A 14,694-nucleotide genomic window follows, 5' to 3' on the forward strand; every position below is an offset into this window, starting at 1 on the left:
TGGCCAGGTGGCTGCTTGCTGAGCAGCGGGCAAACGTCAGGTGATGCCGAACCGGGTCAGCAGATCGACCGTCCGCCATCCGATCAGTAGGGCGAACGCCGCCAGCAGCGCAACCGTCGCTGACACCTGGACCAGCGTCCGGTGCTCACGCGGTGCATACGCGTACGCGGCTGCCACCGCCGCCCCGGTGACAAGGCCGCCGATGTGGCCCTGCCAGCTGATCTGCTGCCCTCCCAGCGCCGGAATCACGAACGTGAAAGCCAGGTTCAACGCGATGAGCCCCACCACCCAACCCACGTTGAGGTTGAGCCGCTTACCGACGACGAACGCCGCACCGAACAGTCCGAACACCGCGCCCGATGCGCCCGCTGTCGCCGCGTTGAGCGGCGAGAGCAGATACACCAGGACAGAGCCGCCAAGCGCGCTCAACGCGTAGAGCGCGATGAAACGCAGTCGGCCCAGCCAACTCTCCAGTGACGGGCCCATGACGTAGAGCGCGTACATGTTGAACAGCAGATGCGGGATGCCGTAATGGAGGAACGCAGACGTCACGAGGCGATACCAGTCGCCGGCCGCGACGGAGGGCGAATGCAGCACGAGATCGCTCTGCAGGTTCGGCGAAGCTTTCTGCAGAAGGTACATCGCCACGTTGATCGCGATCAGCGCGTAAGTGACGACGGGCGTGTGCGTCGTCAGGCGCGCGCCGGACGCGGTCTGCGGCTGAGGGACCGTTCTTGCGCCCTCGCGTACGCACTCTTCGCACTGGTGACCCACCGCGGCGCTGCGCATGCATTCGGGACAGATGGGGCGGTGACATCGCGTGCAGGTCACATATGTCGCGCGATCGGGATGCCGGTAGCAGGTCGGTGCGGCCTGCGGCGTGGTCGGGTAGTTCACAGCGTTCCGAACAACTCGATCCAGTTGCCGTCGGGGTCGGCGACGAACATCCACCCCATCCCCGGCACCGGAGCGAATTCGGTCACCGGCTCGACGATTTCGTACTCGGACTCGGCGAACGCCGCCGCCACAGCGTGCAGGTTCTGCACTCCGATGGTGAAGTAGCGGACGCCTGCCTGAGCCCGGCCGCCGCCCGGCGCTGCCGGTTCCGGCGGTGGCGAGTCGAACGTCACCAGCTTCACCACGTTCTTGCCGAGCGAGTACCGCCGCTGCGAACCGCCGGGAAACTCGACCTCGCCTTGCAATTCGAGCTGCAGGAAGCCTTCGTAGAAGGCGACCATCTTGTCGAGGTTCGTGGTGACGAGGCCGACTTCGATGGCGGGACTGAGCAGGTCGAAGCGCACGGCCACGAGACTACTGGTCGACTCCCCAAACCAGACAGAACGTGTGCCCGGCCGGATCCCGGAACACCCGGAACTGACTCTCGTCGACTGCTTCGGTCACGCGGGAAGCGCCGAGTTCGAGCACCTTTGGCTCGGCTTCTCCGATGTCATCGACGAGAACATCGAGGTGGAACTGTTGCGACCCGTGCGGATCGGGGAACTGCGGCGGGTCATGTTCGGGCGAATACTGGAATGCCAGCCTGCGGCCCGCGGGGTCGGTCAGCACCACCCACGTATCGTCCTGAACGTCCACCGTGCCGCCGATGAGGCCGGCGTAGAACTCTGCCAGAGCCTTCGGTTCCCTGGCGTCAACCACCACTGCGCGAAGTTGTCCGATCATGGCGTCGGAATTACCGGTCGCGTCTCCGTCTAACCGTGCTGGAGTCCGGCTCACGCGGACGGCGTGTCACCGACGCCCGAATAACAATTCGATCACTATGCAAATCACGATCACTTAAGAGGCCGCGGCAAATATTGAGAGTTTTCAAGATCTCCGCCCGGATCTGGTCGATGACTTATCGAAATCGGCGCAAATTGCGGGCAATCTCACTCCGTTGCGCTGTAACGCTTTTCGTCGTGCCCCGGCGGCCGCCGCATCCGGAATTTGCACTCTTCGAGTTCAGCTACCTTGGTTTTCAGGGACGGGGAAACAGCGACAAATCGCAAATTCAAAGGAAGAAATGATCATGAAATTCAGTGGTACCACTGCGCGCCGTCGCGTCGCCGGTGTGGCTGTCGGCTGCGTGCTCGGGGGCGTAGCTGCAGCAACCATCGCCGCGCCGACCGCAACAGCCGCACCTGACTGCTCTGCGGCCGGGGTGTCCAACACCGTCAGCACGACGTTGGGCTCGGCGCGCGCCTACCTGAACGGCCACCCCAGCGCCAACCAAGCGGTCGGGGCCGCGTTCAGCCAGCCGCGCGACCAGGCATCGGCAACGCTGCGCGGCTACTTCACCGCCAACCCGCAGGAGTACTACGACCTGAAGGGCATCTTGGCGCCGATCGGCGACACCCAGCGTCAGTGCAACGTCTCGGTGTTGCCGCCGGAACTGGCTTCGGCCTACGGCGAGTTCATGGCCGGCTAGAGCCACGCACAAACCGCCCGCTGCAGCCGCGCGCTGTAGCGGGCGGTTTTCGTTAGCAGGGCTTAACGTCTACTCTGGTCGAATGAGGTCGACACGCACAACCGCGGTCGCGGCGATTCTTCTCGCCGGCTTGGCCGCATCGCCCGCGGTCGCCACCGCCGATCCCACTCCAGCCCCACCGCCAGGGCCCAAGACGACCATCGACGGCGATGGCACCTACGCCGTCGGTAAGGACATCCAACCCGGCACGTACAGCTCGGCGGGCCCCGTCGGCGACGGAGCCTGCTACTGGAAGCGCACCAACGGGAACACGATCGTGGACAACGCCCTGTCCAAGAAGGCCCAGATCGTTCAGATCGACGCCACCGACACCTCGTTCACCACGAACGAATGCCAGACCTGGCAGCTGACGGACGCACCCGTGCCGCCGCAAGCGGGTCCCGGCGATCTGATGGGTGCGCTCGGCCAACTCGGGCAGATCATCGCCCGCAATCCTGGCGGCGCGCCGCCGCCCGCCAACCCGGGCGGCTAGCGGATCTTCTCGCCGTACACGCGGTCGACGGTCAACGCCATCAACACGCGGCGATCGGAGACCATCACCGCCCGGTACTCGTCCCAATCCGGATGTTCCCCGGCAGCAGCCCGGTAGTAATCGACGAGCGCCTCGACCTCGGCGCTATGAGGGTCGGTGCCCGGTCCGGTCAGCGTGACGGAGCCCTCGGCCGTGGCCCACGCCCACCCGTCGGAACTGGTGACCTCGAGCGCGGCGCGCGGATCCCGGCGCAGGTTCGCCGTCTTGGCGCGGCCCTCGGTCATCGAGACATAGATGACGCCCGCGTCGCGGTCGTAGTACGGAGTCACGGGCGATAGCTGAGGCAGGCCGTTGGCCTTGATCGTGGCGAGCACCCCAAGCCTGCTCTCGGCGATCAGGGCATGCGGGTCGAATGTGGTGGCGGTCATGTCAACCGGCAACCGGCGATCGCATGCCCGCTATTCCGTACCCTGGCGACGTGGTCGATCTGCATCCCGACGTCGCCGTGTTGGCGCCTCTACTGGGCACCTGGTCCGGTCGGGGCGAGGGCGTGTATCCGACGATCGCATCGTTCGGCTATCTCGAGGAAGTGACCTTCGACCACGTCGGCAAGCCGTTCCTGATCTACCGGCAGCGGACCAGGGCCACCGACGACGGTCGTCCCTTACACGCGGAGACCGGATACCTGCGCGCGCCGTCGCCGGATCGCGTCGAGCTCGTACTGGCCCATCCGACCGGCGTCACAGAGATCGAGGAGGGCACTCTGTCGAGCTCAGAAACGACCATGGAGTTGGAGCTGACCGCGACCGCGATCGGCCGCACCTCGTCGGCGAAAGAGATCACAGCGCTGAGCCGTTCGATTCGCATCGACAGTGACCAGTTGACCTACACGGTTCGGATGGGCGCCGTCGGCCAGCCGCTACAAGATCATCTGGCCGCGACACTGCACAGGGCGCGGGGATGACGCTGGACGGCCGGATCCGCGTCCCCGCCGACCTCGACGCCGTCACGGCCATCGGCGAGGAAGACCACTCCGAGATCGATGCCGCGGCCGTCGAGCGGATCTGGCAGGCCGCTCGGCACTGGTATGCGGCCGGCATGCATCCCGCAATTCAGCTCTGCCTGCGACACAACGGCAAGGTCGTGCTGAACCGGGCGATCGGACACGGCTGGGGCAACGGACCTGATGATCCGCCCGACGCGGAAAAGGTCGCTGTCACAACGGAAACCCCGTTCTGTGTGTACTCCGCAGCCAAGGCGATCACCACGACCGTCGTGCACATGCTTGTCGAACGCGGCGTGTTCTCACTCGACGACCGGGTGTGCGACTACCTGCCCAGCTACACCAGCCACGGCAAGGACCGCACCACGATCCGCCATGTGATGACGCACAGCGCGGGCGTGCCGTTCGCCACCGGGCCGCGGCCCGACCTGAAGAGGATGGACGACAGCGAGTACGCCCGCGAGATGCTCGGCAACCTGAAACCGATCTACCGGCCCGGACTGGTGCACATCTACCACGCGCTGACGTGGGGCCCGCTGGTGCGGGAGATCGTCTCCGCCGCCACCGGTAAGAACATCCGCGAGGTGCTTGCCACCGAGATCCTCGATCCGCTCGGTTTCCGCTGGACGAACTACGGCGTAGCCGAGGCCGACGTCCCCCTGGTCGCCCGCAGCTATCCGACGGGTAAACCGCTGCCGGCGCCGATCGCTGCGGCGTTTCGCACCGCCGTGGGCGGGACGATGCACCAGATCATCCCGTATTCCAATACGCCGCAATTCCTGACCGGAGTGGTGCCGTCGTCAAACACGGTGTCCACCGCCGACGAGATGTCTCGCTTCGCCGAGATCCTGCGTCGCGGCGGCGAACTCGACGGCGTGCGGATCATGACGCCCGAGACTCTTCGCGCCGCGACCCAGGAGTGCCGCAGGCTTCGTCCCGACCTGGCGACGGGACTGCTCCCGCTGCGGTGGGGCACCGGATACATGCTGGGCTCCCAGCGATTCGGGCCGTTCGGACGCAACGCGCCCGCCGCCTTCGGGCATACCGGGCTGGTCAACATCGCCGTGTGGGCCGATCCCCAGCGCGGGCTGGCTGCGGGCCTGATCAGCAGTGGCAAGCCGGGCAGGCATCGCGAGGCGAACCGCTACCCGGCATTACTTGATCGCATCACTGCGGAAATCCCACGAACGGAAAAGAATGTTTGAGACCGGGCCGATTCGGGAACCGGGTGTTAGCCGCTGGACCGAGCACGTCAGGCCCGAGCGGTTTAAGTCATGTTGGAGGTAAAACGTGTCGAACCAGTCCGCGGCCAGTCAGTGCACCATCAAGCGGCGCCGAGTCGATGAAATCGAGGTGCTCTCGGTGGCCGGCGTGGTCGACATGCTCACCACGTCGCAACTCGAAGAGGCGATAGCCACCGCGGCCAAGGACTCCCCGCGCGGTGTGGTTGTTGACCTCGGCGCGGTCGACTTTCTCGCCTCGGCGGGCATGGGTGCCCTGGTGGCCGCCCGCGAAGAACTACCGGCCGACATCCTGTTCGCTGTCGTCGCCGACGGACCCGCGACCAGCCGGCCGCTGAAACTGGTCGGGATCGCCGACGTCGTCGGCCTGCACGCCACCCTCGACGAAGCGCTTGCCGCTCTGGCGGCTTAACAAGAGCGCATATGGGGTAGTCGGCAGCCGAGATGTCAACTTCGGAAAAGCTTTGTAACAGATCACAGTTCGCACGGATGGACGCCGTCGCCGATCCGGAGAGCGCCGCGGTCATCCGACGCGAGTTCTCGGACTGGTTGCACGAGCACTTCACGCTCGATGCGACGAAGGCCTGCGACATGGTGCTCGCGGTCAACGAGGCGTTGGCCAACGCGGCCGAGTACGCGTATGCGACGGCCGACCGCCCCGGCGTGATGCAGGTGCAAGCCGACTACGACGACACCGCGGCCACGCTGACCGTCACGGTGACCGACCAGGGCGCGTGGCGCGAGTCTGATGCGGGCACCAACCAGATCAGAAGAGGACGCGGTATCCCGCTCATGCAGGCGCTCGCCGATCGGGCCACCCTGGATTCGTCGCCGACAGGCACCCGCGTGTGCCTGGAATGGGACCAGGTCAGCGCACCGCACTAGAACTGGGGCAGGCGCACCACCTGAACGAAGAACTCGTCGATCTGCCGCACGGCGCTCATGAACTGATCGAGGTCGACCGGCTTGGTGACGTAGGCGTTGGCGTGCAGTTTGTAGCTACGCAAGATGTCCTCCTCCGCCGACGACGTGGTCAGTACGACGACGGGAATGTGGCACAGCTCCGGGTCGGACTTGATCTTCTCGAGCAGCTGGCGCCCGTCGTATTTCGGCAGATTCAGATCGAGCAGAATCAGATCCGGCCTCGGCGCATCGGTGAACGGACCGCGTCGGTAGAGGAAGTCCAGCCCCTCCTCACCGTCGTGGGCGACGTGCAAAGTGTTCTTGATCTTGTTGTGTTCGAACGCTTCTCGGGTGATCAGCTCGTCACCCGGATCGTCTTCGACCAACAGCACATCGATTGCGCGGCCGTCGGCGGTCTCTGAAGTCATTCAGTTGCTCCTTCGAGGATTGCCGTTGCGTGAACGGGCAGGGTGAATTGGAAACGCGTGCCCTCGGTGTTCGAGGTGTCGATCCAGATGTTTCCGCCGTGGTGTTCGACGATTTTCTTGCACAGCGCAAGCCCGATGCCTGTGCCGCTGTATGCGTCCCGGCCGTGCAGACGCTGAAAGATCACGAAGACCTTGTCGGCGAACTCGCTCGGGATGCCGATCCCGTTGTCGGACACCGTGAAAATCCAGTCGGCGTCGTCGTCGCGAACACGTTGATCGCACTCGATGACGATCTTCGGGGCCGTGCCCTCCCTCCGGAATTTCACCGCGTTGCTGATCAGGTTCTGCCACACCATCACCAACAGGGTGGGGTCACCGTCGACCTGGGGTAGTCCCCCTGGCGGCCTGGTGATCTGCGCGCCCGACTCCTCGAGCGCGGTCGACAGGTTGCCGAGGGCGGCGTCCAACGTGGTGTCCAGATCCACCTGGGTGGACGTGGCGTTGAGCCGTCCGACTCGCGAGAACGTGAGCAGATCGTTGATCAACACCTGCATCCGTTTGGCACCGTCGACTGCGTACGCGATGTATTCGGTGCCGCGCTCGTCGAGTTTGTCGCCGTAGCGTTTCTCGAGCAGCTGGCAGAACGACGCGACCTTGCGCAGCGGCTCCTGCAGATCGTGCGATGCGACATAGGCGAACTGCTCGAGTTCGGCGTTCGACCGGCGCAGCTCGACAGCCTGCTCGTCGAGGGCCGCCTGTGCCGACTGCGACGACTCCAGTTCCTCGACGATTCGCTGTCGCATGTCTTCGACGTCGGTTGCGATGGATCGAATGTCCTTGGGGCCACGGGGCACAATGCGCTCGCCGAAGTTGCCTTCGGTGATGCGCCTGCAGGCCGTGGCAAGGGCGGCCAGCGGCCGGGTGACCGCGGTTCTGATCAGCACCGCAAGCAGTACCGTCATCGCGAAAAAGGTGACGATCAGCCCGGCAAGCACGGTGTTGCGCCACGCGCGCACGTTGTGGAGCTCCTCGAGACCGGCTTGCCTGATCGCCGAGAGGTGCTCGTTCTGAGCGATGAATAGTGCTCGCAGACGGTCGAATTCGACCTTGCCGCGGTCGGCGGTCGCGTTGTCCAGCACTGTCGGCCTGCCGGGCGTGATGCTCGCGATCAAAGGATCCGCGTAACTCGTTCGCCAGTCGGCAGCCGCTCGCTCGATGGCATCGAGGTCATCGGCGGCTTCGCGATGAGAGCCGAGATGGCTGCGAACGTCGTCAGCGGCTGACCGCTCGGCACGCTGTCCGTCGAAGTAGGGTTCGAGGAATTGCCGGTCGGCCGCGATCGCGTAGCCGCGAAGCGCCGTCTCCTGATCCCGCAGCGCGGCCTGCAACTGATAGGCGGCAACCCGCGCCGGCTGCGTGTTGTCGATCAACTCGTCGGACACGTCGTCGGTCCGGGTCAGCAGGATGCCGCCTGCGATCGCTGCGGCGAGCACCACCGCTCCCATCACCGACAGCACGACGTTCTGCCAGCCCTGCACGGTCAGGCGGCGGGTGCCCCCCGGCGAAGTCATCGTGGCGTCCGCTCGACACGCACGACCGCGATGTCGTCGGTGTGCCCGCCGTGTGTGCGCGCCCGCGCCTCCACCTCACCGATGAGCGTGTCCACAAAGGCGCGGCCCGGCAGCGCGGCAAGAGAGCGCGCGAGTTCGAGCAGGCCGTCTTCGCCGAGGCGTTCGTTGCCCTGTCCGGAGTGGCCTTCGAACAGACCGTCGGTCAACAGCAGCAAGCCGTGTCCTTCCGGCAGTTCGAGTTCGTTGACCGGCCACTCACGCGCGCCAAGCCCGAGCGCGGGGCCTGCGGCCGGTTCGATCCATTGCACATCGTTGTTCCCATGCATCAACATGCCGGGATGCCCAGCGCGCACCGCGTTGAATCGCAGACTGTCTGGAGCGAACGCGAGGCTCAGCAGAGTCGCGAAGATTCCCTTCGTCGGCCGTTCCGTGAGCAGGACCCGCTCGAGTTGGTGCATGCGCTCGTTGCCGCGCAGACCGGCGAATGTGAGTGCCCGCCAACCGATGCGCAAAGCCACGCCGAGCGCGGCCTCGTCCGGGCCGTGCCCGGCCACGTCGCCGACCATGACGTGCACGGTTCCGTCGGGTGTCTGCACCACGTCGTAGAAGTCGCCGCCTAACAGCGCATACGCCCGACTCGCCCGGTAGCGGGTGATGATGTCGACGCCGGGGTCGTCCAGCAAAAGGGGTGACGGCTGCAGGCCACGCTCGAGTCGAGCATTCTCCCCTGCCCGAATGCGGCTGGCGTGCAATTCGACTGCCGTCAACTCGGCCCGTTTCCGCTCGATCGCATACAGCAGCGAACGGCGGAGCGTCTCAGGCTCCACCCGACCCTTGACCAGGTAATCCTGGGCGCCGGACGCCACCGCGGAGATCCCGAAATGTTCGTCGTTCAACCCCGTCAACACCACGATCGGGATGTTCGGATCCACAGTGCAGATGCGCTGCAGCGCGTCGATGCCGTTGGCATCGGGCAGATTCAGGTCCAGCAGCACGCAATCTGGGCGGTTGCGTGCCAGCTCCCGTTCGGCTTCAGAAACCGTGGCCTTCCACGCGAATTCAATGTCGACTGCGGCGTCGGCGATCAGCTCCTCGACCAACAACGCATCGGCGCGATCGTCCTCGACCAGCAGCACTGACAGGCGCGGCCCCGCGGCCGCGCGAACGACAGCGGGGTTGTCCTGGGAGTAATGCGGCGCGCGCATGTGCCATCACGTCCTTTTATACGTAACGTCACCCTGGCCGCGCTGACCCTTCTTCAGTGACAACGTCACGACCATACCGAGTCCGTTGCATGGGCACATTCCTGGGGAACGTCGGCCCGCTGACAGATTAGGTGGTATGGCCGTTTAGCAGTACGCTTGCGCGCGGTTCCCCGTTGCCCAGGAGAGATCATGCCCACGCTGTCCGCAAGGACCGTCTCTGCACAACCTATCCGCAGCGGCCGCTCGATTCGCCGCATCGTCCCGGGTCTGACCGCCGGTCAGTGCTTCGAAATCGAGGTCAGCCCCGAAGTCACGGGCTGGGCCATCCGGATTCCTGAGCTCGACGCCGTGGCCCATGCGACCAGGCGGGCCTCCGTCGAGATCGTTGCGCGTAAGTACATCGCCGCGCGCACCGGCATCCCGATCGGCTACATCACCGTCGACGTTCGCGACTAGCCGCACCAAGACACAAAGGGCACCCGATTCGGGTGCCCTTTTCGCTATGCGCCGACGCTAAGTAGTACTACGCTGAGTAGTACTACATCGGTATCAGGGAGCGGTGCTCATGAGTCCGAAACTGGCTGACAGCGTGGTCCGCCACGGCGACGCGATCGATTCGCGCTATCACCCGTCTGCGGCGGTCCGCCGCGGCCTCAACAAGGTGTTCCCGACCCACTGGTCGTTCCTGTTGGGCGAGATCGCGCTGTATTCATTCGTGGTCCTACTGATCACCGGCGTCTACCTGACGCTGTTCTTCGACCCGTCGATGGCTGAGGTCACGTACAACGGCGTGTACCAGCCGCTGCGCGGTGTCGAGATGTCGCGGGCGTATGCGTCGGCGCTGAACATCAGCCTGGAAGTCCGCGGCGGGTTGTTCGTTCGGCAGGTCCACCATTGGGCGGCTTTGATGTTCGCCGCCGCGATCATGGTGCATCTCGCACGGGTCTTCTTCACCGGGGCGTTCCGTCGACCGCGTGAAGCCAACTGGGTGATCGGCTCGCTGCTGTTGATACTGGCGATGTTCGAGGGTTACTTCGGCTACTCCCTGCCCGACGATCTGCTGTCCGGCATCGGGCTTCGTGCTGCGCTGTCGTCCATCACGCTGGGCCTGCCTGTGGTGGGCACCTGGCTGCATTGGGCGCTGTTCGGCGGTGACTTCCCCGGTGACGTCCTGCTGCCGCGGCTGTACGCGCTGCACGTATTGATCATTCCGGGAATCATCTTGGCGCTCATCGGTATTCACCTGGCACTGGTGTGGTTTCAGAAGCACACCCAGTTCCCCGGCCCCGGCCGCACCGAGCGCAACGTCGTCGGCGTGCGCGTCATGCCGGTCTTCGCGGTGAAGTCCGGGGCCTTCTTCGCGATGGTCACCGGCATCCTCGGCCTGATGGGCGGACTACTGCAGATCAACCCGATCTGGCAGTTGGGCCCCTACAAACCGGCGCAGGTCTCGGCGGGCAGCCAACCCGACTTCTACATGATGTGGCCGGAAGGACTGATGAGGCTGTGGCCCGCGTGGGAGTTCTACCTTTTCGGCCACACCATCCCCGCTGTCGTGTGGGTCGCCGCGATCATGGGGCTGGTCTTCGTGCTACTGACCGTCTATCCGTGGCTGGAGAAGAGGGCCACCGGCGACAGGTCGCACCACAATCTGCTGCAACGGCCGCGAGATGTGCCGGTGCGCACCGCAATTGGTGCGATGGCGATCGCGTTCTACCTGGTGCTGACGCTGGCGGCGATGAACGACATCATCGCGCTGACGTTCCACATCTCGCTGAACGCGACGACCTGGATCGGGCGCATCGGCATGGTGGTACTGCCCGCCATCGTCTACTACGTCACCTACCGGTGGTGCATCGTTCTGCAGCGCGGCGACCGGGCGGTGCTCGAGCACGGCATCGAGACCGGGATCATCAAGCGGCTGCCGCACGGCGCCTACATCGAAGTGCACCAGCCGCTGGCGCCAGTGCCGCTGGAATATGCGGGCGCGCCGGTGCCGAAGCGGATGAACAAGCTCGGCTACGCGGGCGCACCGGGTAGCGGAGGGCTGCTGACCGCCGACCCGATCGCCGAACACGAGGCGTTGACGGAAGCGGCACACGTGTCAGAACGCAAGGCGCTCTATGCATTACGCGAACACCAGGATCAAGACAGCGGGCGGTTCTCGCGCACCCCACGGTAGATGCCCCACCGGACGAACAGTGGCATCAGCACCCGGTCGAACGACCACGCCGGGAACGTGAAGGCGCGACCGTTCGGCGCAAAGACCTCCAGCCCGTCGGGTTGGATTCCGATCACCGAACCCCACCGTCGTTTCGGTGGGCGGTAGGCGCGCAGCGGTCGACCCGCGAACTCGGCGCGGATGTTGTGCGCCAGCAGGCCGTCGGCCCTGTTGCGCGCCGAGCTTCGCAGCGGATCCGTCGCCGCCACGTCGCCGATGGCGAACACGCCGGGATGGCCGGGTACGCGCAGCTCGGGAGTCACTCGGACGAAACCGCTTTCGTCGAGCAGCTCAGCAGGCAACCAGTCGGTGTTGGGCCGTACCCGTCCCGTCGCCCACAGGACGGCATCTGCCGACGCCGCCGGCTGCCCGGTGCTCCATCGGACCGGCTCGCTGGTGATCCGGTCACAGTTGAATCCGTCGGGTATCAAGGCGCGATGCCCCGGGTGGAGCACCACCCCTGCCTCGCGAAGCCGGTCCTGGATGCGCGCCCACGCCCGGGGGTGATGGCCGACCAACGCGCGGTCGCCGGGGAAGTACAGGTCCACCCGCTTTCCGCGCCAAGACCTCGCGACGTTGGCTGCGCTGCTGACGGCCGCCGCGCCGCCGCCCACCACGATCACCGAACCGGCTGCGGCCAACTGATCGTGGGCGGCGCGCAGGTCGGCGCCGATCTCGTCGGCCGATTGAAAGCTCGGCTGCCGCCAGAATCCGTTGGTGACTCCCGTCGAGATGACCAGTGCGTCGTATGGCTCGGACGACGTCGAGCCGTCGTCATGGCGCACAAGGACTTTCTGCGCGGCGAGGTCGACCCCGCCCAGGGTGCCGTGCACGGTGCGTACCCTGTCGAGCCCGCGGAACTTGTCGAACGGAATCCAGTTGGCGCGCGCCCACTCATGCGGACGCGACAGCCGCCAGCCCAGCTCCTGTCCGCTGACCAACGCGGGCTTGGCCGAGATTCCGACCACCTCGGCGTGGCGGGCCAACCGGATCGCGGTGAGCACACCGCTGTCGCCAAGACCGGCAATCACGACGCGGCGCAAATCCATGGGGACACGCTGACATACGAAGAGGGGCACCCGCTACCGGGTGCCCCTCTTCAAGTGAGATTCGGTTGGTCAGTGGCTCTGGTGAACGCTGGTGTCGACGTGCGGCACGCTCACCGACGGCTGGATGTCATAGATCCAGTCGTGGTGGATCGAGTCGGCCTGCGCCGGCCCGGCCAAGCCGAGAATCGCGGCGGCCAGTCCACTGGCGGCGATGGTGGCGAATCCGAACTTCTTCATTTTGATGCCTTCTTCTTGTCCGTGTCGGCCGGTCTTGTAACTTCATTGGCCGATCTGACTGGTTAAACCAGGAGGTCAGGGTATTAATTCCGTTGGCAGTAATTGACCGGCGGTTGGCAGGAATCGATCGTCGCCACCGCACCTTCACGTTTTGGGGCTACGTTGTCCGTCATGACCCCCAGGCTGGTGTCCGTCAACGTCGGCATGCCGAAAGACGTGCCGTGGAACGGTAAGACGGTGCACACCGGCATCTGGAAAACGCCGGTCGAGGGCCCCGTGATGGTGCGCCGCCTCAACATCGACGGCGACGGCCAGGGTGACCTCGGCGGGCACGGTGGCGAACAGCGCGCGGTCATGGTGTACCAGACCGAGTCGTATGACTTCTGGCGCGACTACCTGGGCCGCGACGATCTGGTGCCGGGCAACTTCGGGGAGAACTTCACCGTCAGCGGCCTGGCCGATCGCGACGTCTGCATCGGTGATCGCTACCAGATCGGCGACGCCGAGTTCGAGGTCACCCAGCCGCGCGTCACCTGCTTCCGCGTGGGCATGCGCCTCGGGGTGCCCGAGATGCCCAATCTGCTTGTCTCCCAACATCGGCCGGGCTTCTATTTCCGGGTCATCACCGAGGGACTCGTGCGTGCGGGTGACGATATCGTGCTGACCCGCCGGGGGCGTCACGAACTCAGCGTCGCCGACGTCGACGCGCTGTTGTATCTGCCGGACCGGAACACAGAGCTGCTGTCCAAGGCCGTCGACATGCCCGCACTGAGTCCCGGGTGGCAGCAGTCGTTCCGCGACATGCTCGTCGGGCCCGAGAAAGCCTCCACCGAGGCGGGATGGGTCGGCTTCCGGCCGTTGCACGTGACGGCCACCCATGCGGAAAGCCCGACAGTGCTGTCGATCCGACTCGAGGCCGACGATGGCGGCGCGCTTCCGGCGCCGCTGCCCGGCCAGTACCTCACGCTGAAGATCCCCGCCGCGGGCGACCCGCCGCCGATGCGCAGCTATTCGCTCTCGGGAGATCCGAGCGCCGGGCACTACCGCATCAGCGTCAAGCGCGAGGAGCACGGGCAGGTCAGCCGCTGGCTGCACAGCCATGCCGCGGCCGGGATGGTCATCGAATGTGCGGCGCCGCGAGGCGATTTCCATCTCCTCGACGAGGACGGCCCCGTCGTGCTGGTGTCGGCGGGCGTCGGCGCCACTCCCGTGATGGCGATGGCACACGCATTGGCGTCGGCGAAGCGGCAGCGCCAGGTTTGGTGGCTGCACACCACACAGAGCGCGGCGACATACGCGTTCGCCGCCGAGATCGCCGGCCTGCTCGACGCTTTGCCCGGCGCACACCAGCACGTCTTCTACACGCGCGACGGTGACGCATCATCGCGCCTGGACGGCCGCTCGATCGCCGCGCTGGGTCTGCCGACCGACGCGACGGCATACCTCTGCGGTCCCGCCGCGTTCATGGCCGACGTCCGCGACGCACTCGCCTCGGCCGGACTGGACCCGACGCATATTCACACCGAACTGTTCGGAGCGCTACCGCCGATCAATCCCGGCGTCGTCGGCGCAGTCGCCCCGCCCCGGCCACACCCACCGGCCGGCCGACCGGGCGCGGGACCGCAAGTCACCTTCGCCCGAAGCGGACTCAGCGTCGACTGGTCGCCCGCCTTCCACACGCTGCTCGAATTCGCCGAGGCCTGCGATGTGCCGACCCGGTATTCCTGCCGCAGCGGCGTGTGCCATACCTGTGCCACCGCGGTGATCGAGGGCACGACCGACTATCTCGAGCCGCCGTTGGAGGAGCCCACCGACGGCACGGTGCTGTTGTGCACTGCCACGCCGCACACCGATCTCGTCCTCGATCTCTGACCCAGAA

At 65.7% G+C, this 14,694-nt stretch carries 18 protein-coding genes; 9 read left to right on the forward strand and 9 right to left on the reverse strand.

What is annotated here, in order from left to right; translation table 11 throughout:
• Positions 1-36: 36 nt before the first annotated feature.
• Genes J3E61_RS08750 through J3E61_RS08760 form a run of 3 tightly spaced genes read right to left on the reverse strand, consistent with a single transcriptional unit; the run spans position 37 to position 1,680 of the window.
• Complete coding sequence (locus J3E61_RS08750; RefSeq protein WP_192724826.1) at positions 37-897, reverse strand: rhomboid family intramembrane serine protease; 861 nt, start codon at positions 895-897, stop codon at positions 37-39.
• The gene (locus J3E61_RS08755) at positions 894-1,307 is read right to left on the reverse strand and encodes a VOC family protein (RefSeq protein ID WP_192724827.1); all 414 of its coding nucleotides are present in this window, start codon (positions 1,305-1,307) and stop codon (positions 894-896) included. The genes J3E61_RS08750 and J3E61_RS08755 overlap by 4 nt, the downstream gene beginning before the upstream one ends.
• Before the next feature lie 4 nt (positions 1,308-1,311).
• Complete coding sequence (locus J3E61_RS08760) at positions 1,312-1,680, reverse strand: VOC family protein (RefSeq protein ID WP_210083282.1); 369 nt, start codon at positions 1,678-1,680, stop codon at positions 1,312-1,314.
• A gap of 346 nt (positions 1,681-2,026) precedes the next feature.
• Here J3E61_RS08760 and J3E61_RS08765 point away from each other — a divergent pair, with 346 nt between their 5' ends.
• Both J3E61_RS08765 and J3E61_RS08770 read left to right on the forward strand, forming a co-directional pair.
• Complete coding sequence (locus J3E61_RS08765) at positions 2,027-2,425, forward strand: hemophore-related protein (RefSeq protein WP_192724829.1); 399 nt, start codon at positions 2,027-2,029, stop codon at positions 2,423-2,425.
• An 82-nt stretch (positions 2,426-2,507) separates the two neighbouring features.
• Positions 2,508-2,957: a hypothetical protein gene (locus J3E61_RS08770; RefSeq protein ID WP_192724830.1), complete on the forward strand. Its 450-nt coding sequence runs from the start codon at positions 2,508-2,510 to the stop codon at positions 2,955-2,957.
• Here the strand turns inward: J3E61_RS08770 and J3E61_RS08775 are convergent.
• Positions 2,954-3,385: a TIGR03618 family F420-dependent PPOX class oxidoreductase gene (locus J3E61_RS08775; protein WP_192724831.1), complete on the reverse strand. Its 432-nt coding sequence runs from the start codon at positions 3,383-3,385 to the stop codon at positions 2,954-2,956. The genes J3E61_RS08770 and J3E61_RS08775 overlap by 4 nt on opposite strands.
• A 50-nt stretch (positions 3,386-3,435) precedes the next feature.
• Here J3E61_RS08775 and J3E61_RS08780 point away from each other — a divergent pair, with 50 nt between their 5' ends.
• The 4 genes from J3E61_RS08780 to J3E61_RS08795 all read left to right on the forward strand — a co-directional run bounded on the left by J3E61_RS08780 (position 3,436) and on the right by J3E61_RS08795 (position 6,086).
• A complete protein-coding gene (locus tag J3E61_RS08780) occupies positions 3,436-3,921 on the forward strand; it encodes an FABP family protein (RefSeq protein WP_210083283.1) in 486 nt (161 codons plus the stop codon).
• On the forward strand, positions 3,918-5,165 hold the full coding sequence (gene lipE, locus J3E61_RS08785; protein WP_210083284.1) for a lipase LipE: 1,248 nt from the start codon (positions 3,918-3,920) through the stop codon (positions 5,163-5,165). Before J3E61_RS08780 ends, lipE begins: the two co-directional genes overlap by 4 nt.
• An 85-nt stretch (positions 5,166-5,250) precedes the next feature.
• Positions 5,251-5,613 carry an STAS domain-containing protein gene (locus tag J3E61_RS08790; RefSeq protein ID WP_192724834.1) on the forward strand — a complete coding sequence of 121 codons (363 nt, stop codon included), beginning with the start codon at positions 5,251-5,253 and terminating at the stop codon, positions 5,611-5,613.
• Positions 5,614-5,645: 32 nt separating this feature from the next.
• The gene (locus J3E61_RS08795; protein ID WP_210083285.1) at positions 5,646-6,086 is read left to right on the forward strand and encodes an ATP-binding protein; all 441 of its coding nucleotides are present in this window, start codon (positions 5,646-5,648) and stop codon (positions 6,084-6,086) included.
• Here J3E61_RS08795 and J3E61_RS08800 read toward each other — a convergent pair.
• From J3E61_RS08800 to J3E61_RS08810, 3 genes are read right to left on the reverse strand one after another with little or no spacing between them, the layout of a single operon-like run.
• Positions 6,083-6,532, reverse strand: coding sequence for a response regulator (locus J3E61_RS08800; protein ID WP_192724836.1), 450 nt, complete (start codon positions 6,530-6,532; stop codon positions 6,083-6,085). The genes J3E61_RS08795 and J3E61_RS08800 overlap by 4 nt on opposite strands.
• Positions 6,529-8,103 carry a CHASE3 domain-containing protein gene (locus J3E61_RS08805; protein WP_210083286.1) on the reverse strand — a complete coding sequence of 525 codons (1,575 nt, stop codon included), beginning with the start codon at positions 8,101-8,103 and terminating at the stop codon, positions 6,529-6,531. Before J3E61_RS08805 ends, J3E61_RS08800 begins: the two co-directional genes overlap by 4 nt.
• Positions 8,100-9,308, reverse strand: a complete 1,209-nt coding sequence (locus J3E61_RS08810; protein ID WP_192724838.1) for a SpoIIE family protein phosphatase — start codon at positions 9,306-9,308, stop codon at positions 8,100-8,102. The genes J3E61_RS08805 and J3E61_RS08810 overlap by 4 nt, the downstream gene beginning before the upstream one ends.
• Positions 9,309-9,575: 267 nt before the next feature.
• On the opposite strand from J3E61_RS08810, the gene J3E61_RS08815 reads away from it, so the two are divergent.
• Positions 9,576-9,764, forward strand: coding sequence for a long chain fatty acid-CoA synthetase Faa4p (locus J3E61_RS08815; protein ID WP_192725255.1), 189 nt, complete (start codon positions 9,576-9,578; stop codon positions 9,762-9,764).
• 109 nt (positions 9,765-9,873) lie between these two features.
• The gene (locus J3E61_RS08820) at positions 9,874-11,490 is read left to right on the forward strand and encodes a cytochrome bc complex cytochrome b subunit (protein WP_210083287.1); all 1,617 of its coding nucleotides are present in this window, start codon (positions 9,874-9,876) and stop codon (positions 11,488-11,490) included.
• Here J3E61_RS08820 and J3E61_RS08825 read toward each other — a convergent pair.
• Both J3E61_RS08825 and J3E61_RS08830 read right to left on the reverse strand, forming a co-directional pair.
• Complete coding sequence (locus tag J3E61_RS08825; RefSeq protein WP_210083288.1) at positions 11,454-12,578, reverse strand: FAD-dependent oxidoreductase; 1,125 nt, start codon at positions 12,576-12,578, stop codon at positions 11,454-11,456. The two genes, J3E61_RS08820 and J3E61_RS08825, sit on opposite strands and share 37 nt — an antisense overlap.
• Before the next feature lie 69 nt (positions 12,579-12,647).
• Positions 12,648-12,815, reverse strand: a complete 168-nt coding sequence (locus tag J3E61_RS08830; protein WP_192724841.1) for a hypothetical protein — start codon at positions 12,813-12,815, stop codon at positions 12,648-12,650.
• 171 nt (positions 12,816-12,986) lie between these two features.
• Between J3E61_RS08830 and J3E61_RS08835 the strand changes: the two genes are divergently transcribed.
• Entirely contained in the window at positions 12,987-14,687 is a 1,701-nt protein-coding gene (locus J3E61_RS08835) for an MOSC domain-containing protein (protein ID WP_210083289.1), read from the forward strand.
• Positions 14,688-14,694: the final 7 nt, after the last annotated feature.

The organism is Mycobacterium sp. OAE908 (assembly GCF_017872775.1).
Classification (GTDB): Bacteria; Actinomycetota; Actinomycetes; order Mycobacteriales; family Mycobacteriaceae; genus Mycobacterium.